Source organism: Asticcacaulis sp. EMRT-3 (genome assembly GCF_030027245.1).
Classification (GTDB): Bacteria; Pseudomonadota; Alphaproteobacteria; order Caulobacterales; family Caulobacteraceae; genus Asticcacaulis.
This window is the reverse complement of record NZ_JASERT010000001.1, coordinates 538,647-565,509: the sequence shown is the minus strand read 5'-3', so window position 1 is coordinate 565,509 and position 26,863 is coordinate 538,647. Positions and strand designations below refer to the sequence as shown.

General features: G+C 61.0%; 21 protein-coding genes. 7 read left to right on the top strand and 14 right to left on the bottom strand.

The features are described 5' to 3' along the window. Window positions 1-951, bottom strand: coding sequence for a Gfo/Idh/MocA family protein (locus QB905_RS02715; RefSeq protein WP_282973036.1), 951 nt, complete (start codon window positions 949-951; stop codon window positions 1-3). Between the two features lie 206 nt (window positions 952-1,157). On the opposite strand from QB905_RS02715, the gene QB905_RS02710 reads away from it, so the two are divergent. After that, window positions 1,158-2,066, top strand: a complete 909-nt coding sequence (locus tag QB905_RS02710) for a cobalamin biosynthesis protein CbiG (protein WP_282973035.1) — start codon at window positions 1,158-1,160, stop codon at window positions 2,064-2,066. A gap of 29 nt (window positions 2,067-2,095) precedes the next feature. On the opposite strand, the gene QB905_RS02705 is transcribed toward QB905_RS02710, so the two are convergent. The 4 genes from QB905_RS02705 to flbT all read right to left on the bottom strand — a co-directional run bounded on the left by QB905_RS02705 (window position 2,096) and on the right by flbT (window position 5,153). Then, window positions 2,096-2,860, bottom strand: coding sequence for an SDR family NAD(P)-dependent oxidoreductase (locus QB905_RS02705; RefSeq protein WP_282973034.1), 765 nt, complete (start codon window positions 2,858-2,860; stop codon window positions 2,096-2,098). Window positions 2,861-2,910: 50 nt separating this feature from the next. After that, window positions 2,911-4,278 (bottom strand): MATE family efflux transporter, encoded by a 1,368-nt coding sequence (locus tag QB905_RS02700; RefSeq protein ID WP_282973033.1) that lies wholly within the window; start codon window positions 4,276-4,278, stop codon window positions 2,911-2,913. Between the two features lie 97 nt (window positions 4,279-4,375). Continuing rightward, window positions 4,376-4,768 carry a flagellar biosynthesis regulator FlaF gene (flaF, locus tag QB905_RS02695; protein ID WP_282973032.1) on the bottom strand — a complete coding sequence of 131 codons (393 nt, stop codon included), beginning with the start codon at window positions 4,766-4,768 and terminating at the stop codon, window positions 4,376-4,378. Beyond that, window positions 4,758-5,153, bottom strand: coding sequence for a flagellar biosynthesis repressor FlbT (gene flbT / locus QB905_RS02690; protein ID WP_282973031.1), 396 nt, complete (start codon window positions 5,151-5,153; stop codon window positions 4,758-4,760). Before flbT ends, flaF begins: the two co-directional genes overlap by 11 nt. Before the next feature lie 273 nt (window positions 5,154-5,426). Here flbT and QB905_RS02685 point away from each other — a divergent pair, with 273 nt between their 5' ends. Next, the gene (locus QB905_RS02685) at window positions 5,427-7,277 is read left to right on the top strand and encodes a tetratricopeptide repeat protein (RefSeq protein WP_282973030.1); all 1,851 of its coding nucleotides are present in this window, start codon (window positions 5,427-5,429) and stop codon (window positions 7,275-7,277) included. Further along, window positions 7,274-8,806: a tetratricopeptide repeat protein gene (locus QB905_RS02680; RefSeq protein WP_282973029.1), complete on the top strand. Its 1,533-nt coding sequence runs from the start codon at window positions 7,274-7,276 to the stop codon at window positions 8,804-8,806. The genes QB905_RS02685 and QB905_RS02680 overlap by 4 nt, the downstream gene beginning before the upstream one ends. Here the strand turns inward: QB905_RS02680 and QB905_RS02675 are convergent. Further along, on the bottom strand, window positions 8,784-9,611 hold the full coding sequence (locus QB905_RS02675) for a universal stress protein (RefSeq protein WP_282973028.1): 828 nt from the start codon (window positions 9,609-9,611) through the stop codon (window positions 8,784-8,786). The two genes, QB905_RS02680 and QB905_RS02675, sit on opposite strands and share 23 nt — an antisense overlap. A gap of 173 nt (window positions 9,612-9,784) precedes the next feature. Here QB905_RS02675 and QB905_RS02670 point away from each other — a divergent pair, with 173 nt between their 5' ends. After that, window positions 9,785-10,348 carry an HD family hydrolase gene (locus QB905_RS02670; protein WP_282973027.1) on the top strand — a complete coding sequence of 188 codons (564 nt, stop codon included), beginning with the start codon at window positions 9,785-9,787 and terminating at the stop codon, window positions 10,346-10,348. Further along, on the top strand, window positions 10,345-11,292 hold the full coding sequence (locus tag QB905_RS02665) for an NUDIX hydrolase (protein WP_282973026.1): 948 nt from the start codon (window positions 10,345-10,347) through the stop codon (window positions 11,290-11,292). Before QB905_RS02670 ends, QB905_RS02665 begins: the two co-directional genes overlap by 4 nt. A 187-nt stretch (window positions 11,293-11,479) precedes the next feature. On the opposite strand, the gene QB905_RS02660 is transcribed toward QB905_RS02665, so the two are convergent. From QB905_RS02660 to QB905_RS02640, 5 genes are all read right to left on the bottom strand, one after another. Then, window positions 11,480-12,211, bottom strand: a complete 732-nt coding sequence (locus QB905_RS02660; RefSeq protein ID WP_282973025.1) for a hypothetical protein — start codon at window positions 12,209-12,211, stop codon at window positions 11,480-11,482. Window positions 12,212-12,316: 105 nt separating this feature from the next. Further along, window positions 12,317-13,207, bottom strand: coding sequence for an OmpA family protein (locus QB905_RS02655; protein ID WP_282973024.1), 891 nt, complete (start codon window positions 13,205-13,207; stop codon window positions 12,317-12,319). Between the two features lie 499 nt (window positions 13,208-13,706). Beyond that, the gene (ppdK, locus tag QB905_RS02650; protein WP_282973023.1) at window positions 13,707-16,373 is read right to left on the bottom strand and encodes a pyruvate, phosphate dikinase; all 2,667 of its coding nucleotides are present in this window, start codon (window positions 16,371-16,373) and stop codon (window positions 13,707-13,709) included. A 95-nt stretch (window positions 16,374-16,468) separates the two neighbouring features. Then, complete coding sequence (gene glyS / locus QB905_RS02645; RefSeq protein ID WP_282973022.1) at window positions 16,469-18,823, bottom strand: glycine--tRNA ligase subunit beta; 2,355 nt, start codon at window positions 18,821-18,823, stop codon at window positions 16,469-16,471. Window positions 18,824-18,976: 153 nt separating this feature from the next. Next, window positions 18,977-19,876, bottom strand: coding sequence for a glycine--tRNA ligase subunit alpha (locus QB905_RS02640; RefSeq protein WP_282973021.1), 900 nt, complete (start codon window positions 19,874-19,876; stop codon window positions 18,977-18,979). Window positions 19,877-20,217: 341 nt separating this feature from the next. On the opposite strand from QB905_RS02640, the gene QB905_RS02635 reads away from it, so the two are divergent. Next, window positions 20,218-21,561 carry an AmpG family muropeptide MFS transporter gene (locus tag QB905_RS02635; protein WP_282973020.1) on the top strand — a complete coding sequence of 448 codons (1,344 nt, stop codon included), beginning with the start codon at window positions 20,218-20,220 and terminating at the stop codon, window positions 21,559-21,561. Between the two features lie 68 nt (window positions 21,562-21,629). After that, on the top strand, window positions 21,630-22,106 hold the full coding sequence (locus tag QB905_RS02630) for a DUF6157 family protein (RefSeq protein WP_282973019.1): 477 nt from the start codon (window positions 21,630-21,632) through the stop codon (window positions 22,104-22,106). On the opposite strand, the gene QB905_RS02625 is transcribed toward QB905_RS02630, so the two are convergent. The 3 genes from QB905_RS02625 to QB905_RS02615 form a co-directional block, all read right to left on the bottom strand. Then, on the bottom strand, window positions 22,044-22,931 hold the full coding sequence (locus QB905_RS02625) for a 4-(cytidine 5'-diphospho)-2-C-methyl-D-erythritol kinase (protein ID WP_282973018.1): 888 nt from the start codon (window positions 22,929-22,931) through the stop codon (window positions 22,044-22,046). The genes QB905_RS02630 and QB905_RS02625 overlap by 63 nt on opposite strands. Next, on the bottom strand, window positions 22,928-24,715 hold the full coding sequence (locus QB905_RS02620) for a tetratricopeptide repeat protein (protein WP_282973017.1): 1,788 nt from the start codon (window positions 24,713-24,715) through the stop codon (window positions 22,928-22,930). The genes QB905_RS02625 and QB905_RS02620 overlap by 4 nt, the downstream gene beginning before the upstream one ends. Before the next feature lie 347 nt (window positions 24,716-25,062). Next, complete coding sequence (locus QB905_RS02615; protein ID WP_282973016.1) at window positions 25,063-26,751, bottom strand: electron transfer flavoprotein-ubiquinone oxidoreductase; 1,689 nt, start codon at window positions 26,749-26,751, stop codon at window positions 25,063-25,065. Window positions 26,752-26,863: the final 112 nt, after the last annotated feature.

Below are 26,863 nucleotides of genomic sequence, written 5' to 3'. Positions count from 1 at the left end.
TCAGGCCCGCGCCACATCGGCCAGATCACTGTCGATCGCCAGGGCCAGGCTGAGCGCGCTCAGGGCTTCGCGCCCATTGCACAAAGGCACCGCCCGTTCGCCGCGCACCGTTTCCAGAAACCGTCCGACGCTGGTGCCCAGCGGGTCGCGGGCGATGTCGGCTTCGGCGAAATCGGCATTAAGCTTGAAAGGCGTGGTATTGACGAAGGTGCGGTTGAGGAAGTCAATCTCCACCTGCCCTTGCGGATAGACGATGCGCATGGTGCGCTGGCGCGTTTCGGCCATGCGCGAGGCGCTGAAAATGGCCTTCATACCGTTTTCAAAATCGACATCGGCCACCGCCTCATCGGCACCTGTCGCCTGATAGCCCGGTTCCTGCCGGTAGCGCGCCGTGGCCGTCAACCCGCCCGGATGCGCACCGGCCAGCGAGATGGCGAGGTCGAGATCGTGGATCATCAGATCGAGCACCACCGACACATCGAGATTGCGCGTGCTGGCCGTGCCGTTACGCACCGCTTCGAGACGCAAGGGGCGCTCCGGCACGCCATAGAGGCCGATGGCTTCAAAAACGGCGCGTTCCTGATGGCCGCAGGCCAGCACCAGCTCTTTGTCCGCCGCGGCGGCGATCATGGCCTCGCCGTCATCTTCCGTGGCCGCCAGCGGCTTTTCGGAATAGACATGCACGCCCTTTTCCAGAGCTTTCAAAGCGATGGCCGCATGGGCAAAGGCCGGTGCGGCAATGGTCAGGGCGTCGATCCGGCTCAGGAAATCGTCAAGATCATCGGCACCGAAAGCCTGCACGTCATGCTGGTCGGCCAGGGTTTCGGCGCGTCCCTTGTCGAGATCATAAACCCCCGCCAGTTCGACATTGGCGATCTGACGATATTTATTGGCGTGATAGCCGCCGAAAACACCTGCTCCCGCCACACCGACGCGCAAAATCTTCGTCATCGTCATCTCTCGCCATTGCCGTACCTTCGGGCTCCTGCTTACCGTGTTTTGCGATAAGATTTCAAAACATAATTTGTGCAAAGCGGCATATGGAGCGCATAAAGCGCTTTTGTCGCGCCTCTATTCAGGCTAGAAGCGCCGGGTTTTTCGCGGCCCGCCGGTCGCAGCCCATCCCTGCAATTCGTTTTCTCACCGGAGGTTCCGCCGTGTCACGTCTGTTTGGCGCCTATGTCGTCGTCGATTACAGCGCCGCCGAAGGCAAGAAGACCGGTGACTCCTCGATGTGGATCGGGGTGATGAAGCGCGATGTGCGTTTCCGCCTGTCCTATGAGACGCATAATCCGGCCACGCGCGCCGAAGGTCTGGCTCTGCTGCGCGAGCTTCTGGCCGACCTGCACAAGCGCGGCGACCGCATCCTGCTGGCCGTCAATTTTCCGCTTGGCCTGCCCCGTGGCACGGCGGAACGCCTTAAGCTGGATGGCGAACCGTGGCGGGCCGTGTGGGATTTTCTGGCCAAAAATATCGTCGATAAGCCCGACAACAGCAATAACCGCTTTCAGGTGGCGGCCAAGATCAACCGGCTGATGACCGACGCCGCCTACCCTTTCTGGGGCTGCCCGAAGAATGCCGCGCAGAAATGGCTGTCAACGCTCAAGCCCGACTCGTACGGCGAATTTCCTGAATATCGCCTGACCGAAGAGGCGGTGCGCGCCCGAAAACTGCCGCAAGCCTCCATGCCGAAAAGCCTGTGGCAGATGCACGGCGCGGGCGTGGCCGGCGGCACGGCCATGCTCGGCATCACCGCCCTGCGCACCCTTGTGGCCGAACTGGGCGAGGCTGCGAAAATCTGGCCGTTCCAGACCGGTTTCGAGGCTCAGACGCCCGACACACTGGCCGGACTGAACACGCTGGTCGTCGAGGTGCATCCGCCGCTGTTCGACGGCGTCGCCGAGGCGGGCGAGATGAAGGACGCGGCCTCGGTACGCCTGACCGCGCAAGGATTGGCTGATCTCGATGACAAGGGCCAGCTTGGCGCGGCCTTCGCCGCACCGAAGCTGGACGAGGCGCAACGGCTCATCGCCGCGCAGGAAGAAGGCTGGATTCTGGGTCTGTGATCCGCTCAGAAAATGGCTCCGCGAAACACTCAACCGGCGTAAAACTGACCGCCATTGATATGGACGATCTGGCCGGTGACATAGCCGCTCATGCGATCCGAGGCCAGGAACAGGATCGGCCCGACGCAATCCTCGGCCGCGCCGAGACGGCCCATCGGCACGCTGGCCAGCATGGCGGCCATGCGTTCGGGAGGGGTCTTGTCATGAAACGGCGTCTTGATCACGCCGGGCGCGATGGCATTGACGCGGATGTTCTTTTTAGCCAGATCGGTGGCCATGTGGCGCGTGACATTATGGATGAAGGCCTTGGCGCTGGCATACATGCCCGAACCGGGGCCCCCGCCATTGCTGCCCGCGATCGAGCCGAGATTGATGACGGCCCCGCCGCCCGCGGCCTCCATATACGGCACGGCGGCCTGGGTGGCGTCGAGCACCGAGCGGACATTGAGGTTCATCACCTCATCGAACAGGGCGTCGCTCCAGTCGGCAAACAGAGTGCGCGTCATCAGCGATCCGGCATTATTGACCAATATATCGAGCCCGCCCAGCTTGTCGGCGGCCTGCGCCACCATGTCCGCTGCGTTTTCAAAACGGTTGAGATCGGCCTGCACCAGATGCGCCTCACCCCCCTCAGCCCTGATGTCGGCGGCCACAGCTTCGGCCTCGGCGGCGCTTTGGTGATAATGCACGGCCACCTTTGCGCCGACGCGCGCAAAGCCCCTGGCCGCCGCCGCACCGATGCCGGTCGAGGCCCCGGTGATCAGAACGCATTTCCCCTTTAGGTCGTCGAGCATGGCATGGCCTTTCTTTAAAAATTGTACGACTTATTAGGTCGGATCGATTCCTAAGTCGAGATGGGCACCGGCTTTTTATCGAGCCACAGAAACCGCGCCGTCTGAAAACCGCCTGCTATCAGCGAGGCCACCACCACGGCATAGATCAGCCCCGCCACGCCCAGGTTCAGGGTCAGGCAAAAGATAAAGCCGAGCGGCAGCATGATCGCGCCATACGAGACATAGTGGATGACGGTCGGGGCCAGAATATCGCGGCGCGCCCGCAGGGCCTGCGCCCCCACCACCTGCAAACCATCGGGCACGAAGAACAGGCAGGCCAGCAAAAGCCCGTGGCGCACCACCGGAATCAGCAACGGATCGTGCGTATAGAAACGGGTGACCGGTTCGCTGAAAATCAGCACCAGCACCACCACGCCCAGCGTAAACAAGGTGGCCGTCATGAAGCTGACCCGTCCCATACGCGCCACGCCCGCCCGGTCGCCTGCGCCGTAAGCCCGCCCCACCAGCACCGAGCACCCGGCGGACAGCCCCATCGGCACCATGAAGATGACACCGGCGAAATTGAGCACGATCGACCACGCCGCCACCGCCATTTCACCGACATGACCGGCAAAGACCGTCATGCCGGAAAAGGCCGCCACCTCGATGAAATAGGCCGCGCCCGTGGCATAGCCGACATGGCGCTGCTCCACCGCCCCGTCATGGTCGGGCGGCTGGCGGCCCAGCAGGTTGAACGGACGGGCCGCGCGCATCCACACAACATAGATGAGCAGTCCGCCAGCCTGAAGCGTGCGCGCGATCAGGGTGGCCGCCGCCGCTCCGGCCGCGCCATTGCAGGTGATGCCGAACAGGCTGACATGGCCCGGCACCAGCCACAGAAGCAGCACCACATTGAGCGCATTGGCCAGAAGGGTGGCGATCAGCACATCGCGCGTCCGGCCCAGCGCCTCCAGAAACTGGGTGGCGACGATACCGCACAAAAAAACCGGCAGGGAACTGGAAAAGAGGATCAGCGGCAGGTATGCCCCCTGCGCGATGTCGGGTTGCACCGTAGCGCGCAGAAAGGCCGGCCCGGCGGCGATCAGCACGATCATGCAGCCGACACCTAAGATCAGGGCATAGCCGAGGCCGCGCCGCACCACGGCGCCGATGCGATGCGGCTCGTTTGAGCCAAGAAAATGCGCGGTCTTGACCTGCACCCCCATCAAGAGGCCCATGCCGGTCAGGGCGGGCACCCAGTGCAGGGCCTGGGCCTGCATCAGGAAACCAAGCTGGGCGGTGGAATAGCGCCCGACCACGATCGTATCGAGCAGAGCCATCAGCATGATGCCGACGCGCGCCGCCACCACCGGCCATGACAGGCGAAAAAGGGCGGCAAACGCCGCCCTGGTTTCAGGAGTGATAAAGGATCGCCACACGAACATGGCCGCCTGTTTAGCCGAAGCCGCCCGGCTTGCCTATGTCAAATTATCTGAAAGGGTTATCAGCCAAAAGACTTATTAGCCAAAAGACTGGTCAGCCAAAAGACTGGCGCGCCACGGGCTGCGGCTCGGCAGCCTGGCTGGGGGCCAGCCCTTGCATGATGATGCGGTTGATATTGATCAGGGGCGCGATCTCTTCGGCATTGCGCATGACAAGCGAGGTATGCTTATTGACCCAGATCGACAGCGAAATAATATTGGCGCGTATCTGATCAGGCAGCCGGTTGCCTTCGAGCGCGCAATCGGCGGCCAGCATCGACCACATGCGGCGATTCCAGTCCAGGGCGTCCATGCGTTCGCAAATCTGCGAACGGTCAAGCTTCTCAGCCTCCATCAGGGCCCGCGTTACCTGCCCAAACAGGCGATACTCGGTCTGCCGGGGATCTTCGGCGCGGGCGGCGGTGGTCTGATACGCTTTAAGCGACATGGCCCAGTCTCTCGTCCTCATACTCGATAAGCTTACGACAGCCCATCAACGCTTTGTAATATTCGCGCGCCATCAGGTTCTTCGATATGCCGACGCATTCGGCCAGCACCAGAGAATTGCTGATGACGTTCATGAACTCGGTCATGCGGCGCAGGAATTCATCGTAATATTTGTCAGCCCCCGCTTCATCGAGATACATCATCATGACGGGGAAATAGACGTGGCGCGCGGGCGAGGTGACCTCTTCTTCCTGCATGATGTCTTTTTCACGCAGCACCGACGCCTTGTTTTGCAGCACCAGCGAAGAGCGGCGATCGCCGTTCTGCACAACCGCCCCGTTCAGAACAAATCTTTCACCGGGCTTCAAAGACAGTTTTAAAGGCATTTTTTTTCCTTAGAGCCGACCGGTGCGAAACAGACAGCCCATCCGTCTATAAAGCCACCGAGGTTAACATCCGGTTTCAAAGAAACCTGCAACAGGTTACAGACGCCCCTTGCCGGACGGGTCACCAGCCAGACGGGTCACCAGAAGGGGCCGGAATCCATATGTTTAGGTTGTCTTAAACGAATCCCTATTTACAGAATGACACGTCATGCGTTGCGGAGCTAGCCTATGTCCTCACACCGGAAACCTTTGCCTGTAAAGCGGGGTCTGCCTATGAAGCCACCAGCCACCGGTGGCGCGGCCGATCCGGCCAAAGGCTTTCTGCCGCTGGCGAGCGTACCGTCCGCACCGGCTCCCGTTACCGATACCGCCCTGCCCTTTCCGGCCTTCGATTCCGCGGCGCCGTCACGGCAAATTTTCGGCGATGCCGGTTCCAGCGAAGCCCTGCGCATCCTTGCCGAAGCCAATGAGCATATCCGGCGCACCGACACCCTCAAGCTGCTGCGCGAAGCGATCCAGAAATTCAAGACCGGCGACTGGGCGAATGGCGGCGACCTGGCTTTGCAGGCACTGAATATTGATGAAAAGAGCGGCGAGGCCTGGCATATTCTCGGCGTGGCGCGTGACAAGTGCAATGATTTTGAAACGGCCATCACCTGCTACGAAACGGCCCTGCGCATCCAGCCCGAAAATCCCGCCATTGCCGGTGATCTCGGCCGCCTGTCCTACAAGATGGGCTTTACCGACATGGCGGAAAAATTCTTCCGCTTCCACCTCGAAAAGTGTCCCGACAGCCTCGAAGCCGTCAATAACCTGGCCACCACCTTACGCGAATCCTCACAGATCGATGACGCCATCGCCCTGCTTCAGGACTTCCTGCCGCGCTTTCCGCATGACGCGCAATTGTGGAATGCCCTGGGCACCGTGGTCAATGCGCGCGGCGACAATGAAAACGCCGCCCTGTTTTACCGGGAATCGCTGAAATTCGATCCGAACCACGTCCACGCCTTGTATAATCTCGGCAATGTCATTCCGCCCGAAGAGGGGCTGGACTATCTGCACCGCGCGCTGAAACTGTTCGTCGATCCGTCCAACATCTATACCTGCAAACTGAGCATGGCCTTCGCCAATCTCAGCCTGGGCAGGCTAGCCGAAGGCTGGACATGGTACGAGGCGCGTAGCTGGAACGGTGCCGCCGAAACCATGCACTATGTCATCCCGCGCCCGCGCTGGCAGCCCGGTGAGCCCGTGGTAGGAAAACGTCTGTTCGTCTCCACCGAGCAGGGCCTGGGCGATGAAGTCCTGTTTTCCAACCTCCTGCCCGACCTGTTGGCCGAAATGGGCCCGGACGGTCATCTGACCATCGCCACCGAACCGCGCCTTGTGCCTTTGTTCCAGCGCAGCTTTCCCGCCGCCACCGTGTGCCGCCACCACACGACACGCTATAAAAACCTGCCGACGCGCGTCTTTCCCGAAGTGAACAACTGGGACGATTATGACGCCTGGTCGATTATTGGCGATTTCCTCGGCCGCTACCGTGGCAGCATCGAAACCTTTCCGGCCACGGACAGCTACCTGACGCCCGACCCGGAGCGCGTTGCCTACTGGAAGGCGATGCTGAACAGCCTGAACAACAAGCCCAAGATCGGCCTTCTGTGGAAGAGCATGATCAAGCACGCCCGGCGCGACCGCTTCTATTCGCCCTTCGCCGAGTGGGAAACCCTGCTGCGGCTCGACGGCCTGCAATTCGTCAATCTGCAATATGGCGATACGAGCGAAGAAATGGCGTGGGCCGCCGAGGCCGGTATCGACATCTGGACTCCGCCCGGCCTCGATCTGAAAAACGATCTCGATGATCTGACCGCCCTCAGCGTGGCGCTCGATACCATCGTGTCGCCCGCTGTGGCCACCAGCAATATCGCCGGTGCCGCCGGGGCCTCCATCCTGCTGATCCTGCCGCGCGGTTCGTGGACAGCGCTCGGCACCGACTATTTCCCCTGGTATCCGAAGACGCGCTGCGTTTTCACCGACTCGCTGGTGGACTGGGCCCCGGTCATGACGCAGGTGCGCGACGCCCTCATAGCCACCCATCTGAGCGATCAGCCGGACATCCGCCGGGCATGACGCAAACGGCTCTTAAACGCGCCATGACGCTTGAGGCGCAGCAGGATTTGCCCGGCGCGCTGGCCGCTTATGAAGCGGCCTTAAGAGAAGCGCCCGATTCGCTCGATATTGCCCGTCGTCTGGCCGGACTGGCTTTTCGCCTGGGCCATTTCGACATGGCCGAACGGTTTTACGCCCATCTGATCACGCACGGCCTGCACGAACTGCCGGTCATCTGCGCCTACGCCGCCTCTTTGCGCGAACAGGGCCGTTTCGACGAGGCCATCGCCCTGCTCAAGCCGCTGATCGGCCAGCATCCCGACGTGCCCCAACTCTGGGCGGCACTCGGTGATGTGCTGTCGGTACGCCTCGATTATGACAACGCCCTCATTTTTTATAATGAGGCCCTGCGCCTGGCACCCGATGACGCCGCCGCGCGCCTCAATCGTGGCGGCGTGCTGATGGCGCTGGATCAGCACGCCCTGGCCCTGTCCGATCTCAAATATGCCGCAGACACTTTCGAAGATCCCGACAGCAGTTCCAGCGCCGGTATTGCCTATGCCCAGGCCCTGCTGGCCCACGGCCATCTGGCAGAGGGCTGGCAAACCTATACCGCCCGTTATCGCTATGGCACGGCGCAGGAGGTGCATTATGCCGTCTGGTCGCCGCACTGGCGTCCCGGCAAGCCGCTTGCCGGATGCAAGCTTCTGGTCAGCGCCGAACAGGGCCTTGGCGATGAAGTGCTTTTCGCCTCCATCCTGCCTGATCTGCTGCGCGATCTCGGCCCTTTTGGCCGCCTGACCCTGGCCGTCGAACCGCGCCTTGTCAGCCTGTTTCAGCGCAGTTTTCCAGCCGTCCATATCGTGGCGCATCACACGCAAAAAATCGATGGCCGTTTGCAACGCACCTTCCCCGGCCTTGACCAGTCCGCCATCGAGGCGTGGGCGCTGCTCGCCGACTTCCTGCCGCTCTATCGCAGCCGTATCGACAGCTTTCCGTCCGGCAATGCCTTTTTGACGCCCGATCCGGCGCGCATAGCCCACTGGCGTAACGTGCTCGACAGCCTGGGTGACGGACCCAAAATCGGCATTCTATGGAAAAGCCTGAAAAGCGGCCTGCAACGCGATCCGAACTTCGCGCCCTTCACCGACTGGCGCGACGTGCTGACCACGCCGAACGCGCATTTTATCAATCTGCAATATGGTGACACGGCGGAAGAGCAGGCCTGCGCCGAAACCTGGGGCGCAGCGCTCATCCGTCTGCCCGACCTCGATCTCAAGGACGATCTCGATGAACTGGCGGCCTTAAGTCTGGCGCTCGATCTGATCATCGCGCCCGCCAATGCCACCAGCAATATCGCCGCTGCCTGTGGCGCACCTGTGTGGCTGATCATGCCACCCCGAAGCTGGCCACAACTGGGGCAGCCGCATTATCCGTGGTATCCGACCGTGCGAACATTCAGCCCATCCAAACTGCCGGACTGGCAGCCTGCCATGCAGGCCATCCAGGAAGCACTGACCGCAAGATTTAATGCGCCATATAAAGGTTGAGCTGGGTATTCTGCAAAAGCGCCCGTGTCGTGCCGCCGAAGGCGAATTCGCGCAGGCGTGAACGACCGAAGGCCCCCGCCACCATATAGTCGGCGTCATGGCGTGCATTGGCCTCGATCAACTGGGCCACCAGATCGCCCTTGGGCAGTTCGTCGATGTCGGTCGGGATGCCGTGCGCGGCGTAATAATCGGCCAGACGGTGCAGATCGGCGGGCACATCGCCCGAAGGCGCGCCGATGATCACCACTTTCGACGCCTTTTTGAGCAGGGCCACGGCGCGGCGCGCGGCGCGTGACGAAGGTTCCTTGCCGTCCCAGGCCACCAGAGCCGTGCCGCTGACATCAAAGGGCTGACGCGCGATAAAGACACCGGCGCGCTCCTCCATCAGCACCTGCTGGAAGGCTTCCGACAGCAGCCCTTGCCCGCGTGCGCTCTGACCACCGAATACGACCATATCGGACAGCCGCGTTTCAAGCGCCAGATCCTGCCACACCGGCGAGGTCAGGGCCGTGAAGGTTTTGGCCTGATAGCTGAGGCCGTCGAATTGCGAACGCGCCATTTGCTCGGCCTCTTCGGCGGCATTTTTCAGGCTTTCCACCGCCGACATCTGCACCGTGCCCATGAAGCCTTCGCCCAGCCAGGGTGCCAGTTCAGCGGGATCGGGCGGCGTGAACAGCACATTGAGGCGCGCCTCAAAGGCCGCGGCGATGCGCGCCGCCAGTTCGAGTGACAGGGCCTCGGACTCGGCACCACTGATCGGCACACTGATGCGCGACCACGCCTGTCCCTTGGATGTTTCCACCATTTTCGCCTCCCGTATCCTGTGCATAAGCGCGAATCGTACGCCCCCATGCACCACCTTATCTATATACCTCTTGTGATAAAAACCTGATGTGACATTTTAGATCGATCATGCCTTCCTCTCCCCGTTCACGTTCCGCAAAGCTTCCCGATCCAGCCCCCCGTGCGTGGCAGCGCATGTTGTCGGGCCGCCGCCTCGACCTGCTCGATCCGCACGCCGTCGATGTCGAGATCGACGATATTGCGCTCGGCCTGTCGCGCGTGGCGCGCTGGAACGGCCAGACGCGCGGCGAACACGGCTTCAGCGTGGCCCAGCACAGCCTGATTGTCGAAGAAATTTGTGGCCATATCCAGCCCGATCTGGCCGTGGCATGGCGACTGATGGCCCTGTTGCACGATGCGCCGGAATATGTGATCGGCGACATGATTTCGCCCTTCAAAGCGGCGCTTGGCTTCGATTACCGGCGCTTTGAGGATCAGCTCGAAAAAACCATCCATATCCGTTTCGGCCTGTCGGCCACCACCCCGCCGATGGTCAAAAAGCTGATCAAGCGCGCTGATCAGGCTTGCGCCTTTTTCGAGGCCACCCAACTGGCCGGTTTCAGCGACGCGGAGGCGCGTCAGTGGTTCGGCGAACCACCTGAGGGTTATCACCTCGCCATAACACCCCTGTCACCAGTTGAAGCCAGTTCTGCTTTTTTATTGCGTTTCAAAAGCTTGCACGAGATTTTAAAACCATGATGGCAAGCGGCGACATAGCGATCGAACTGTCTGCCGTGGTCGTGACCGTGCGCGACAACGAGGCCGTGGTTCTGTGCCTCAACCTGCCGAAATCCGCAGGGGGGCCAGCCTTCGCCCTGCCCTCAGGCCCCTTCGCACCGCGCGCCCACCGCACCTTCGATCTGGGCTTACGCGCCTTTGTGAGCGAACAGACGGGCTTCGACATCGGCTATGTCGAGCAACTCTATTCGTTCGGCGACGATGACCGCGAGGCGGCGATTCCCGGCATCGACGCCGCCCGCATCATTTCGGTCGGCTATCTGGCCCTGACGCCGGACAGCGATTTTCGCGCCCGCATCAATGCTGCCTGGGTGCCGTTTCAGCGCTTCTTCCCGTGGGAGGACTGGCGGCGCGGCGACAGTCCCCCGGCGCTCGAAGCCCTGCGCCCGGCCTTTGCGGCGTGGTGCGCCCAGGCGGCAACGCCGGACGAAACCGAGTTGCGCCGCCGCCGCATCGACATCCTGTTCCCGCGCGATTTCGACAACTGGAACGAAGAGCGCGTGCTTGACCGCTACGAACTACTTTATGATGCCGGCCTGATCGGCGAAGCCAGACCGGGCAGAGACGCCGGAACCGCAGGCGGCGAAGTCATGGCGTCGGATCACCGCCGCATCCTGGCCACCGGCCTGTCGCGGTTGCGCGGCAAGCTGAAATACCGCCCGGTGATTTTCGAGCTGATGCCCGAACGCTTCACCCTGCTCGAACTGCAAAAATCGCTGGAGGCCTTGTCGGGCCTGCGCCTGCATAAGCAAAACTTCCGCCGTGGCCTGGAACGCACCGGTTTCGTGACGCCGCTTGGCCAGTTGCGCGAAGATACCGGCGGGCGACCGGCCGAGCTTTACGCCTATGACCGCGACCGTTTCCGCTTCAGCCCGTCATCGGGCCTGAGCCTGCCCAGAGCCTGAGTTTGACCTTTGCCAGTCAGCAGGGCGAAGACTTTAAACCACGGAAAACACGGATCGCCGCTTCGCGGCGTCACGGATGGGTGATGCGGACTCCAAAACAACCGTGAACGCTGTCTCTTATCCGTGACATGGCCGGAGGCCATGATCCGTGTTTTCCGTGGTTCAAATCTGACTTTATTGCCAAAACCTAAAGTTTGGCCAGCCGCGCTGCCTGCGCCATCCAGTTTTCGCGGGCGATGCGCTGGGCCGGGCGAATGCGGTTGGCGACCCACGCCACCTCTTCCGGCCCCCAGCCTGACACCTGCCAGTAGTGATAGATGCCGAGCGCGTTCAGTTCGCCCTGATAGGACGGGCTGATGCCGGAAATCACCGTCAGGTCGTCAGGCGCGCCTTCCGGGCCATCCAGACGCAGGGGCTCAAGGCCGCTGCCCGCCTGCTGCACCGCCGCCTCGATGCTGTCCGGCGTCATGACCGCCAGGCTGGAAACGCGGCGTTGCAGACTGGTATCACGGCGATGGATGGTCACATTGGCCACGCTTCTGCTGGCGGCGGCGGCCTGTCCTCCGCTGACCGGCAGGGGCGTATAGGGGCCGAGATCGGCGGGACGCGCGGCGCGGGGCGCGCCGGGCGGCGTCACCACGCCAGCCGTAAAGGCTTCGGCGGCGGCATCGAGATAGCTGACGGGTTCAGGACGGGCCGGTCGGGTGTCTGCCTGCGCCTCGGGCGGAGGTTCCGCGACTTTGACCAAAGTTTCCGGCTGGTCTTCGGCCTGCTTTTCAGGCTCATCATCGAACAGCATGGGCCGCGCCATCGCCCTGACAGGCTTGCGGCGCGCAGGTGTCAAAAGAAAGCCGATCAATGCCGGTACGAAAAAGGCTGCCGCGAACAGGATCACGGTCTTGGCGATCAGAAATTCCATGCCCGTCATCGGCTTGCCCGCCGCGCCAGAATGCCGGTCAAGAGGCCCAGGGCCGCCGCCGCCGCCAGAAACCAGCGCAATTCCATGACCAGATGCACCATCGCCCTACCCCGCATTCACGGAAAACACGACGCGGCGGTTCTGTTCGCGCCCCGCCACCGTGCTGTTATCGGCCACCGGCAAGGCCGCGCCAAAGCCGCGCACCGTCACCTGTCCCGTTTTTAAGCCATCGGCCACCAGCGCATCGGCCACGGCCTGAGCGCGCGCCTGCGAAATGAGCTGATTGACCGTGCCATCGCCGACATTGTCGGTATAACCGGCCACCGTCACCCGCGCATGGGCCGGACAGGCCGCCACCACCCTGTAAACATCATGGACGAGATCAAGGCTGCTGCCGGTCAGCTCATAGGTGCCGGGTTCGAAATCGACGCGGCGATCATTGACTACCGCGCGCACCCGGTCTTCGCACGAGCGCGCCGCCAGCACACTGGCCTCCTGCGCCGCATCGCCCGCCACGCGCGGCAGATCACCCGATGCGGCGATCACGGTGGCGCGCTCACCACCCACTGTTTCCGGCGTGGCCAAGACTGCCGCAACTGAAGATGCCTGAGTTTGGGCGGCGGGCAAGGCGCTGTGATCACTGTTGGCGGGTACGGGCGGGGTCGCCATTTCGGCCACAGTCACCGAACTGACCGGGCGATTAAGCAAAATACCGCCGCGCGGCACCCGGATTTCGCCCGGAATGGCCACGCCTTCCACCAGAGTTTTGGCACGCAGCAGCTCCGCCGCATGGGCTGGATTCTTGTCCTTCAGGCGCAAGATGACGCTCTGGCCCGACACATCGGCGCTGACATGGCCAAGGCCATCGGCCAGCAAAGCCTTGTCGATGCTCGATTGCAGATCGGCCTGCATGGCGGGCAGCACATTGACGACCGCTGCGGCACTGAGGCCCGCCAGCCCCAATACGCCCAAGAACCAGACGGCTCCAGCCTGCATGGCATCCCCTCCAATGACTTTATTAACCTTTTATCGCGGCTTTCGACGCGACACAACCAGCGAAAACAATCAACAGGCGATGTTGTTAAGGTGAGTTGATCCACAGATGGACACAGATATGCAGACTATTTTCACGCTACCGCTATCGGAAGAGATTTTGACACGCCGTATGTCGCAAAACGGAGAGATGGGCCTGGAAGGTAAAGCGAAGGCGCATTCTTATTCGTGACGCAGCCCCGGCGGCGATCCGTGTCTTGGCCGCAGGCCCAATCCGTGGTGACACATATTCACGCCCTCGATAGCGGTAGCGTGAAGCGATCCTGAATATCTGTGTCCATCTGTGGATTCTCTTCCTCCACCCGTCACAAAAAAGCACGGACAGGGCCACCGCCCCATCCGTGCTTTCAGTGTCATCCGTTGGCTAAAACTTACTCAGCAGTCGCAATCGCCGCCTGCGCCGCCGCCAGCCGCGCCCCATTACACTTAAGATGTGGCGCGGTTACTCAGCAGTCGCAATCGCCGCCTGCGCCGCCGCCAGCCGCGCCACGGGTACGCGATAGGGCGAACACGACACATAGCCGAGCCCTTCCTTGTGACAGAAGGCGATCGAGGCCGGGTCGCCGCCATGTTCGCCGCAAATGCCCATCTTGATATTGGGGCGTTGCTTGCGACCCTTGGTGACGGCGATGTCGATCAGTGCGCCAACGCCTTCCTGATCGAGCGAAACGAACGGATCCTTCTCGAAGATTCCCTTTTCGATATAGGGATTGAGGAAGCGGCCCGAATCGTCGCGGCTGATGCCGTAGGTGGTCTGGGTCAGGTCATTGGTGCCAAACGAGAAGAACTCCGCCGTCTCGGCCAGCTTATCGGCCAGCAGGGCAGCACGCGGCAGTTCGATCATGGTGCCAACCAGATAGGCGATTTCTTTGCCACGCGCCGCGAAGACTTCTTTGGCGATACGGTGCGTCATGTCTGAGAGGTATTTCATCTCTTCGCGCGTCGCCACCAGCGGGTGCATGATTTCCGGTTGCGGCTTGCCACCGGCTTCGACGCGATCAAGCGCCGCGTCAAAAATGGCGCGCAGTTGCGATTCGTAGATTTCCGGGAAGGTGACGCCCAGACGGCAACCGCGCCAGCCGAGCATCGGATTGGTTTCCGACAGCTCCTTGGTGCGCTTCATCAGCTTTTCTTCGCCGACGCCCGACATTTCGGCCACCTGCGCCACGTCTTCCGCCGTATGGGGCAGGAATTCGTGCAAGGGCGGATCGAGCAGACGGATGGTGACCGGCAGGCCGTCCATGATCTCGAACAGTTCGGCGAAATCGGCCTTCTGCATCGGCTGGATCTTTTCCAGCGCCTTGCGGCGGCCGGCTTCGTCATCGGCCAGGATCATTTCGCGCACGGCGGTGATGCGGTCTTCATCGAAGAACATGTGCTCGGTGCGGCACAGGCCGATACCCTCGGCGCCAAAGCCCAGCGCCGTGCGGGCATCCGCCGGGGTTTCGGCATTGGTGCGCACGGCCAGTTTGCGATGCTCATCGGCCCAGCGCATGATCTGGTGGAAGTCTTCCGAAAATTCCGGTTCGATCATCCGCACCGCGCCCTTGATGATCTCGCCGGTCGAGCCATCGAGCGTGATAATTTCACCGAAGCGGAAGGTCTGGCCGCGCGCCGAAAATTCACCGCGCTCGGCATAGATGTTCATTTCTCCCGCGCCCGAAACGCACGGCCGACCCATGCCGCGCGCCACAACGGCGGCGTGGCTGGTCATGCCGCCGCGCGCCGTGACGATGGCTCTGGCGGCGTGCATACCATGAATATCTTCCGGTGAGGTTTCATCGCGCACCAGAATCACATCCTCGCCCGCCGCCGACAGACGCACGGCGTCATCGGCGGTAAAGACGATCTTGCCCGAAGCCGCGCCCGGCGAAGCGGGCAGGCCCTTGGCGATGACCACCTTTTCGGCCTGTGGGTCAAGCATCGGGTGCAGAAGCTGATCGAGTGAGGCCGGATCAACACGCATCAGCGCTTCGGCGGGCGTGATCAGCCCTTCCTTCGCCATATCGACGGCGATCTTCAACCCGGCCTTGGAGGTGCGCTTGGCATTGCGGGTTTGCAGCATATAGAGCTTGCCCTGCTCGACCGTGAATTCCACGTCCTGCACATCGCGGTAATGGTTTTCCAGCGTATCGACGGTCGCCTTGAACTGGGCGAACACTTCGGGCAGCGCCTCTTCCATCGACAGGGCCTTTTCACCCATCTCTTCGCGCGATTTTTTGGTCAGGGCCTGCGGTGTGCGGATGCCCGCCACCACGTCCTCGCCCTGCGCATTGAGCAGGAATTCGCCGTACAGGTCTGAATCGCCATTGGACGGATTGCGCGTGAACGCCACGCCCGTGGCCGAGGTGTCGCCCATATTGCCGAACACCATCGACTGGATATTGACCGCCGTGCCCCAGTCTTCGGGGATGTCGTGCATTTTGCGATAGAATTTGGCGCGGTCATTCATCCACGAGCCGAACACCGCCTTCACCGCGCCCCAGAGCTGGTCTTGCGGCGCCTGCGGAAAATCGCGGCCCAGCTCGGATTTCACCATCTCCTTATAGTCGGCGATGATTTTTTCCCAGTCTTTCGCGGTGATGTCGGTATCGACCGTGATGCCCAGGCGATCCTTGTGGTCGTCCAGTATGTCTTCAAAGCTGTGGTGGCTCACATCGAGCACCACATTGGAATACATGGTGATGAAGCGGCGGTAGCAATCGAGCGCGAAGCGGCGGTCACCGGTCAGCGTCGCCAGACCTTCGACGGTTTCGTCGTTGAGGCCGAGATTAAGCACCGTATCCATCATGCCGGGCATCGAGGCGCGTGCGCCCGAGCGCACCGAAACGAGCAGCGGATTGGCCACCTGGCCAAAACCCTTGCCCGTCACTTTTTCGAGGTCGGCCAGCGCCTGATCGACCTCGGCCACCAGACCATCGGGCAATTCGGCATTGTTCTTAAAATAGTGGACGCAGGCCTCGGTGGTGATGGTGAACCCCGCAGGCACAGGCAGGTTGAGCGACGACATTTCGGCCAGATTGGCCCCCTTGCCGCCCAGCAACGCCTTCATTCCGGCATTGCCGTCGGCCTGACCGGCCTTGAAAGCGTAAACCCATTGCTTTGACATGAACTTTCCCTTTTTCACTTCGCATGTAGTTTTGATGTAGCGGGTGCGTTGGTTCGCAAAACCCTATGTTTTTATTATTGATTATAAAGATTCAATCAGACGATCCTGCTTAAGTCGGCAATATCGGCTGACAGGGCACACACACCGGCCAGCAGATTGAGACGCGCGGCGCGAACCGTCGCATCTTCGGCATTGACCAGAACGCCGTCAAGAAAGCTATCAATATTTTGCCGCAACGCAGCAATTGTTTGCAAGGCCTGCGCGTAATTTTCCGCTGCCAGAGCCGTTGCCACAGCCGTTTGCGCCTGTTTAAGCGCCTCGGCCAGCGCGGTTTCCATCGGTTCGGCTTGCGCCGAAGCGATGGGCGCGGTGGCGGGCGCGGTCCATTTGGCCGCCGCCAAGATATTGGCCGCGCGCTTATGGGCTTGCAGCAGGTTCTCGCCATCAGACGATGTCAGCACGGCTTCGAGGCCATCGAGCTTCTTCGTCAGGCGCAGCACATCGTCGTCCTTCAGCGCGAAAACGGCTTCCAGGACATCGGGCGCATGGCCCTCGTCGCGCAACTGTACCTTCAGACGGTCATTGAAGAAGTCGAGGAGATCGTAAGCGACTTCGTCCTGCTTATTCAGCGTAGAAAGTACTTCGTATTCGGCAGTGTTAGGTGCATAATCTATGTGTTTCTGAGTGCGTCCGTAAGCAGATGGACATTTAAAAATTTCGACAGTACCGTTTGTAAGCGCAAGAGAAAATTTCTCATCAAAAAGCGCATCTTGAGCTCCATCCGGTAAATTTCCACTTGGGCCGACAGCGTATATTTGATCATTCAGGGCCGCACGGATACCATAGCCTAGCTCTCCCGTGGGAATCGCACACACTTTCAGATTTCTATACCAAGCGCGAGTTATTTCCAGCAATTCCAATTTAACATTTTGATCCCTCAGAATGCGCAAAATCCCTAACGCTGAGCGGCGCAGAGCGTATGGATCCTTAGAACCGGTCGGCTTTTCACCGATAGCAAAGAAACCGACCAGCGTATCCAGCTTGTCGGCCAGCGCCACCACCGCGCCGACCTTGCCTTGTGGCAGCGTATCGGTCGGCCCCTGCGGCTTATAATGCTGACGGATAGCGTCGGCCACTTCGGCATCCAGCCCGGCGGCATCGGCATAATAGCCGCCCATCACACCCTGCAATTCGGGGAATTCACCCACCATATAGGAGGCGAGATCGGCCTTGGCGAGACGCGCCGCCTGCGCCACCCTATCGGCATCCGCGCCCACCAGAGGCGCCAGATGCGCGGCCAGCGCCACAATGCGCTCTACCCGCTGCTTCATCGTGCCCAGCTTGACGTGAAAGGTACTGCCTTCAAGCTTCGTCAACCATTGATCGAAATTGCCGGCGCGATTGTCTTCCTTCCAGAAGAAGACGCCATCCGACAGGCGCGCCGACAAGACCTTGGCATTGCCGCGCTTGATTTCTTCGCCGCCATCGACAGCCTGCATATTGGCGGTGATGACGAACTTGGGGGCCATTTCTCCTCCCCTGCTTGCGGGGGAGGTGTCGCCGCTTGTCGGCGACGGAGGGGGCACGTCCGCAGCTTTCCTGCGGACAGCGAAATACTTCTGGTGCGTGCGCATCGAGGTCTTGATGACTTCGGGCGGCAGGGTCAGAAAAGCCGGATCCATGTCGCCCAGCAGCGGCACGGGCCATTCATTGAGCCCGGCCACCTCTTCGAGCAGGCCCTGATCCTCGATCAGTTCGCAACCGGCGGCTTCGCAAACACCATGCGCCCTGGACAGAATGACGGTCTGCCGTTCGGCATGATCCAGAATGACAAAATTTTCGCGTAAAGCCTTCTCATAGCTGGCGAAATCGCTCACTGCCAAGGGCTTGCCCGAACCGAGGAAACGGTGCCCCTCGGTCAGGTTCGAAGCCGTCAGCCCTTCCAGTTCAAACGGCACCACCGCGCCATCGAACAGGAACAGGATGCGCTTCAAAGGCCGCACCCAGCGGAAGCTGCTGGTGCCCGAACGCATCGACTTCGGCCACGGGAAGCTTAAGATCACGTCGCGCAGCATGTCGGGCAAAACCTCGACCGTGCGACGGCCGGGCTTATGGATTTTAGCCATCCACACGCCGTTTTCCAGCACAAGCTGATCCTGAGTCAGACCGACTTTACGCAGAAATCCGGCCATCGCCTGTTCCGGCGCGCCCTCTTTCGGCCCCTTCACCTCTTCAGTGATAGAAGGTTGTTCCACGGGAAGATTGTCGCCCACCAGAGTCAATCTTCTAGGCGTAACATACACTTTCAAGTGCTCGCTTACGACCGCTGTTTCGGCCAAACCCTTTTCTTTCAAGGCATGAGCAAATAGACCTACCAAACGCATTGCTGCGCCGAGTTGCATACGGGCCGGAATTTCTTCGGAGAACAGTTCGATCAGAAGCTGGGCCATAATCTTATTTCTCCTCCCCATTCATGGGGAGGTGGCATCGCGCCGCAAGCGTCGATGACGGAGGGGTCATTCTATCGGCGGAGAGATACCCCACCACCACTTCGTGGCCCCCCTCCCCATGAATGGGGAGGAGAGGTTTTAATTTACCGGCCATTACCGCATCTCCTCCTGCCGCGCCCACTCTTGCGCGCACGCCTTACAGAGATCCCTGATACGCCCGATATAGCTCTGACGTTCGGCCACGGCGATGGCGCCGCGCGCATCCATCAGATTGAACAAATGCGAAGCTTTCAGCACATGATCATAGGCGGGCAAAACCAGCGGATAGCCAAGGCTGTTTTTCATCTCCAGAATGCGCTTGACCTGAATTTCCATATCCTCAAACTGGCGCTTCAGCGTCGCCACGTCTGACACCTCGAAATTGAAGGCCGAAAACTGGCGCTCCTGCTCCTTGAAGATGTCGCCGTATTTGACCCCGGCCTTGTTGAACTTCAGGTCATAGACATTATCGACATTCTGCACATACATGGCCAGACGCTCCAGCCCGTAGGTCAGTTCGCCCGACACCACATCGACCTCGATGCCGCCGACGCCCTGAAAATAGGTGTATTGCGTCACCTCCATGCCGTCGCACCACACCTCCCAGCCAAGGCCCCAGGCCCCGACCGTCGGGTTTTCCCAATCGTCTTCTACGAAGCGAATATCGTGCAGGTCTGGATCAAGCCCGATGCGGCGAAGCGATTCCAGATAGAGCGCCTGCATGTCCTCAGGATTGGGTTTGAGGATGACCTGATACTGGTAATAGTGCTGCAAACGGTTGGGATTTTCGCCATAACGGCCATCGACCGGGCGGCGCGACGGCTGCACATAGGCGGCCTTCCACGGCTTTTTGCCGAGCGCACGCAGCACCGTGGCCGGATGCAGCGTACCCGCCCCCACCTCGATGTCATAGGGCTGCAAAATGGCGCAGCCCTGTTCGGACCAGTAGGCATGGAGCGTCAGGATCAGATCCTGAAAACTTAAGGGCTCTTTGGCGGGTTCGGCAGGCGGCATGAATTCGGCTAATCCGGTGGTCGAAATTTGGCGCGAACATAAAGGGACGCCCCGCGCGCCGCAAGCCGAAAGACCCTCAGATTTCAAAGAAATCCTTCTGTTCATGTAGCTCAGGCGCCGCATGGCTCACCGCTAGAGCAAGATGACTTTAGATAGACTCGTCATCTCGCTCTAAGTCTTTGCTTACGCATCATGTTTTTCCAAAAAGTGGCATCCACTTTTTGGCATGATGCTCTAACGCGGCGTCGGCCAGTCGGCCTTGCCAAGTTGCGATGAATAAAGCTCATCGCGGCTTGGAAAAAAGCCGCGAATCGGCCTTGATCAGCCAGAGGTGCGATCCGATGGCCCATTCCCCTGACAATTCAACACCCTTGCGGGCCACTACAAGCCATCTGGCCGACCTGCGCCACAGCCTGCGCCAGCCCACCTCATGGCTGCTGATCGGGCTTGGCTTTTCCTCCGGCCTGCCCTTCCTGCTCGTCGGCTCCACCCTGAACCTGTGGCTGCGCGGCGAAGGCATTGCCCTGACCGTCATCGGCTTCATGTCGTGGGTGACGCTGCTGTACGGGCTGAAAATCGTCTGGGCGCCGTGGATGGACAAGGTGCGCCTGCCTTTGCTCTATGCGTGGCTGGGTCAGAGGCGATCCTACATGCTGCTGAGCCAGATCGGGGTTGCGATTGGCTTGGTGGCTATGGCGCTGATCGGGCCGCGCCACCTGTGGCCCTTCGTGGCGGCGGCGGTGTTCGTCACCTTCTGCGCCGCCTCGCAGGAGATCGCCATCGACGCCTGGCGCGTCGAGCAGACTAAGACCCGCACCGATCAGGCCTTTAACCCCAGCGCCTATAGCCTCGGTGTCAAGATCGGCCTGTGGTCGGCCTCGTCGATCATTCTGATCGTCGGTAATCATCTGGGCTGGCCCTTTACCTATGAACTGATGGCCGCCTGTATCGGCATTGGCATGATCACCACGCTTCTGGCCCACCGCACCGAGGCGGAAATCCGCGACCGTGACGCGCCCAAAACCTTCCGCGAACTGGTGATTGAGCCGTTTGTCAGTTTTTACCAACAACACAAGGGCACGGCGGGGCTGATCCTGCTGACCCTCGCCTTTTACCGGCTGGGCGATTATCTGATCGGGCCGGTCTGCACGCCCATGTATCAGGATACCGGCCTCGATCTCGACGCCATCGGTGCCTTGCGCGGCACGGTGGGGCTGGCAGCGGGCTTTGCCGGCATTGGCATCGGCGGAGCCTGTCTGCTGTTTTTCGGTTTGCGGCGCGCCTTCTGGCTGGGGGCGCTGGTTGGCCCTGCCTCCAATCTGTTCTTTTCGTGGTTATCGCTGGTGCATGGCAATCTGGTGCTGTTCGGCACGGCTCTGGTGGTCGATGACATCGGCGATGGCATTGCCGAAACGGCGCTGGTGGCCTTTATGACCAGCCTGATCGTGCGCGGCGAAGAGGGCCGCGACCACACCCTCACCCACTATGCGCTGATGTATTCGGTGGTGGCCCTAAGCGGTAAATTTCTCAAGGGTTTTTCCGGCCTGCTCATCGACAGCTTTAAGCCGATCCTGGGGCTTTTCCCGGCCTATGCGCTGTTTTTTGCCTTCACCGCCGCCCTGGCCATTCCAACTCTGTTTCTCTGCTGGCGACTGGGGCAAAAGGGAGTCTTTACGGCGCGCTGAAACGGCGTAAACTCGTATGGATTTCTTACCCTGCCTGTCGCATATCGAAGGCAAAAAGGGAAAATGCCGTGCATATTACCAACACCTTCATCACCGTCGCCGAAGACTGTCCCGCCAGCCAGGGTCTGCCGCCGCCTGAGCGTGACGCGGGGCCGACCATCGCCCGCCTGCATTATGATCTGCTGAGCGAACACCCTTACGAATATGACATCGACGCCCTCAATTTCGAGGTCTGGTGTCGGCGCAACCATATTGCTGACGCGGTGCGTGACACTCACCGCGAGGCCTTTTTCAGCAAGGGCCATCCCTGTATGCGCGCCTCGCCGCTCACCAAGACCTATGGTTTCGGTGCCCATTATAATGATGCAGGAAAAATCGCTATTTATCCGGTAGATTCGGTGGCTTATCGGAAATTCCTGACAAGCGGCGGCCATCGCATCGAACCGGCCATGCGCAATGCCCGCCCTTCAGCCAAAACAGTCTCAACCAAGCCGGCAGGCGCGCACCCAGCCGCCCGGCAAAATCGTCTGCATCCGGCTGGCTAAGGCACTGGCGGACTCATCATCGGCGCAGAGCGCAAAGCAGGTGGCGCCCGATCCTGACATGCGCGCCAGCAGGGTTTGCGGCTGACCACGCAGTTCCGCCAGCACCTCGGCGATGACCGGTTGCAGGCGTATGGCGGCGGGTTCGAGATCGTTGCGCGTGGCCGCCAACGCCGCCACCAGCCCGTTCAAATTGACAATATCGGCAAAGCCCGCCTTCGCCTCGCCCCCTTTCGCCTCGCCCCCCTTCGCCTCAATGGCCGCGAAAGGCTCAAGCGCATCGAATCCGGCATAGACATCGGCGGTGGCGCAGGCCACGCCGGGATTGACCAGCACGCACGGCACGCAGGGCAGTTTCACCGCCGTCAGACGCTCGCCATAGCCCTCGGCAAAAGCGGTTTCGCTGCGCAGGCACATCACGCCGTCCGCCCCGGTTTTGGCGGCGATGGTGTCGAGCAGGTCATCGGCCATCTGCGGCGCATAAGCTTCGCGCAACAGGCGTAAAGCGGCCCCCGCATCGGCGCTGCCGCCGCCCAGCCCCGAAGCGATGGGCAATTGCTTGTCGAGATGAAGACCGTGGCGGATAGTAACGCCCGCCGTCTGCTCAAAGGCGCGCACCGCCTTCCAGATCAGATTGTCTTCGCCTGTGCTTAGCCCTGCGCCAAACGGCCCGGTGATGCTCCGGCCACCATCGTCTGTCAGACTGACCGTATCGCCGCAATCGGCAAACATCACCAGACTTTGCAACGGATGCCAGCCGCGCGCATCGGGCGCGGCCACATGCAGGTACAGATTGACCTTGGCGCGCGCCGTTTGCGTGGCCGTCACGGGCGCTGCCGCGCCGCTGGGTCATTCGCCGTGGCAACCACCTTGACGGCCCCGGCTTTCGGCGCAACCGCGCCCGACACCATGCGCAGGCTGGCGGCATTGTCATCGATCTTCTTGCGCACTTCGGCGGCCTGTTTGTCGCTGGTTTTCAGGGTCAGGACGCGCTGCCATTCGTAACCGGCCTCGGTATTGCGCCCCAGCGCCTTATAGACATCGCCGAGGTGCTCATTGATGTCGGCGTCGGCGGGTTCGAGCTGGATGGCCTGTTCGATATAGGTCAGGGCCTGATCATAATCACCCAGCTTATAATAGCCCCAGCCGAGCGAATCGATGATCGCGCCTGATTTGGGGCTGATATTCATGGCCTGACGCACCAGATCCATGCCGTCCTGTATATGAATGCCGTGCTCGATCCAGCCATAGCCGAGGAAGTTGAGAATCTCCGGGCGGCCCGGATTGAGCGCCTGCGCCTTGGTGATCATGGCCTCGGCATCGCTCCAGCGATCCAGCGAATCGTAAATCATGGCCTCCAGAAACCAGGCCTGCCAGGTGAAATCCTTGTCGCCCGCCCGCTTGACGCGCGCCTCGATCACATCAAGCGCCGCCTGATCCTTATATTCGGCATGAAGCAGCCCGGCCTTTTCGCTGATCAGTGACAGATTGTCGGGATCGATGCTTAAGGCCTGATCGAGCAGGGCCAGAGCGCCATCAGAATCGCCCGCATCGCGCAACATGCCGGCGCGGCGCAAGGTGGCTTCGGCATAGAAGGGCGAATCACGGCCAATTCCGGCCCATACCGCATCGGCGGCCTGGGTATCCTTCAGGTTTTGCTCGATCTGGCCCAGAAAGATGCGCGGCCGTTCGGGCTGCGGATCGAGATACAGCGACAGGCGTATGCTGGCCAGCGCCATTTCGGAATCGTGCTCGCTGAAGGCAATGGTGGACGACACGAACAGGGCCTGCGCCATCGAGGCCTTCAGGTCAGGCAAGGCCGGAGCCGCACCACCTTTGGCGATACGTTTGAGCGCGGCCTTGGCGGCGGGATCACCCGATTGGCTGGCAATCGTGCTCCACAGCGCCTTGGCCTCGTCGCCGCGTCCTTGCCGCTCAAGGAAGGCCGCATAGTCGGGGCCGAAAATATAACTGGCCGCACCGGGCTGGCACAGGGCCTTGTAAAGGACTTCGGCGCTGGTGTTGTCGCCATGCAGTTCATAAAGGCGGGCGCGTTCCGATTTGAGCAGGTAGACGAGCAGCCGTCCGCTGTCGCTGGCAGTCAGGGCCGCATCGCCGGACTCATCGAAAGCCTGCTTCCATTTACCGTCGAGCGCCAGCACATAGGGGCGCAGCAAAACCAGATTGCGATCCTGCGGCTTGAACTTGAGGCCGGCTTCGATATGGCGGCGCGCCGCACCATAGCGGCCTGCGCGTATTTCGGTGACGGCCATGACCAGTGGCCCCATCAATCGTGACGTGTCTGAGCCATCCTTCAGGCCGGGCGCCATCGCCGCTGCCCGGTCGATGTCACCACCCAGAATGCCGACCAGAAAAGCGCTTTCGCGCAGATCGGAACTGGCGGGATCGGCCTGAGCCGCCGCGTTCATGGCCTGGGCCGCCGTGGCGATGTCGCCATTGGCGATGGCATAACGGCCCACCAGAAAATCGGCGATGGGCGATTGCGCTGCTTCGGTTACAGGCGCGGTCGAGTGGGCGCTGGCGGGCACCGCCGTGGCGCAGGCCAGCGACAAAAGGCCTGCAAGGGCCGGGACAAGACGGGGTTTGGGCATGGCGACGGCGGGTGACCTTTTGTCGAACGGAAGCTGTACTTAAGCAGGTAGGATATAATGTCAAAACCTGTCACGTAAAAGTTGACAAGATGTCAGCAGCCGGGCGCTTTTAAAATGGCTCAGCCTGTGACGAAACGGGCTGGTTTCGAGAACCGGAGCGCAGCGTACTCAAGTCCATGAGCACCGGAAGCGCAGAAAACTGCTAGTTGCAGGCCAGCCTCAGCCATTTAAAATGGCTCAGGCTGTGACGAAACGGGCTGGTTTCGAGAACCGGAGCGCAGCGTACTCAAGTCCGTGAGCACCGGAAGCGCAGAAAACTGCCCGTTGCAGGCCAGCCTCAGCCATTTTTACATATTGGGATAGTTGGGCCCCCCACCACCTTCCGGACACGTCCAGACGATATTGCCGGTCGGATCCTTGATGTCGCAGGTCTTGCAGTGGACGCAGTTCTGGGCGTTGATCTGTAAACGCGGCTGATGCGTTTCCAGCCCGACAATCTCATAAACCCCTGCCGGACAATAGCGCTGCGCCGGTTCGGCATATTTGGGCAGGTTGATGTCGATCGGGATATGCGGGTCTTTGAGTTTCAGGTGAACCGGCTGGTCTTCCTCATGATTGGTGCTCGACAGAAACACCGAAGACAGCTTGTCGAACGACAGGACGCCATCCGGCTTCGGATAGCTGATCGGCCTGCATTCCGCCGCAGGCTTGATGGCATGGGCGTCGGACTTGCCATGACTGAGCGTGCCGAGGAACGAAAAACCGCCGAGCAGCCGCGTACACCACATTTCAAGGCCGCCGATCAGCGTGCCGAAACTGGTGCCGAGCCGCGACAACAGCGGCTTGACGTTGCGCACAAGGCGCAGTTCCGCCGCGATGTCGGAATGGTCATAGGCCGTCTGATACGCTTCCAGCACGCGCGACGGCGTTTCTGACCTCAGCGCCTTGACTACCGCATCCGCCGCCAGAATGCCGCTCTTGATCGCATTATGGCTGCCCTTGATACGCGGCACATTGACCAGTCCCGCCGAACAGCCGATCAGCGCCCCGCCGGGGAAGACCAGACGCGGCACCGACTGATAACCGCCTTCGCTGATGGCGCGCGCGCCATAGGCCACGCGCTCGCCACCTTCCAGCACGTCGCGGATCAGCGGATGGTGCTTGAAGCGCTGGAACTCGTCATAGGGCGACAGATACGGATTTTGGTAATTGAGATGCACCACAAAGCCGATCGACACATAATGGTCGCCGAAATGGTACATGAATGAGCCGCCGCCGGTGCGGTCGTCCAGCGGCCAGCCGAGCGTATGCTGCACAAGGCCGGGCTTGAACTTGTCGGGGGCAACCTTCCACAGTTCCTTGATGCCCAGCCCGTATTTCTGGTAATCGCTTTTGGCGTCCAGATCGAACTTGCGGATCACCTGCTGCGACAGCGAGCCGCGCGCCCCTTCGGCAAAGAAGGTGTAACGCGCGCGCAGGTCGAGGCCCGGCTGGTAATCGGGCTTGTGATGGCCATCTTTCGCTACACCGAACACCCCGGCCACCACGCCCGCCACCGCGCCCTCGTCGTCGTAAAGCACCTCTGAACAGGCCATGCCGGGATAGATTTCAACGCCCAAGCCTTCCGCCTGTTCGGCCAGCCAGCGGCTTAAATTGCCGAGCGAAGCGATATAGCAGCCGTGATTGCTCATATAGTCGGGCTTGGGCAGCCAGGTAATGTCCAGCGCGCCCTGCGGCCCCAGGAAGATGAATTTGTCGTCGCTGACCTCGGTTTCGAGGGGCGCGCCCATAGCTTTCCAGTCAGGGAACAGTTTCGCCAGCCCCGACGGATCGATCACCGCGCCCGACAATATATGGGCGCCGATTTCCGAGCCTTTTTCGAGCACGGCCACGCTGACCTCAATACCGGCCTCGGCAGCCTTCTGCTTGAGACGGATCGCCGCCGACAGGCCCGCTGGCCCGCCGCCGACGATGACGACATCATAGTCCATCGATTCGCGCGCCACCCCTTCGGTGGTTTTCGGCGTATCCGACATGACCTTCATCTCCTCAAAGCGGCCTGCAAACGGCCAGGACGTGTTTTGTTTTGAACTTTGCCGCGCCAGCCTCTATGACTGCGCCCACCGTTCGTTTTCATAAGGCCATCCG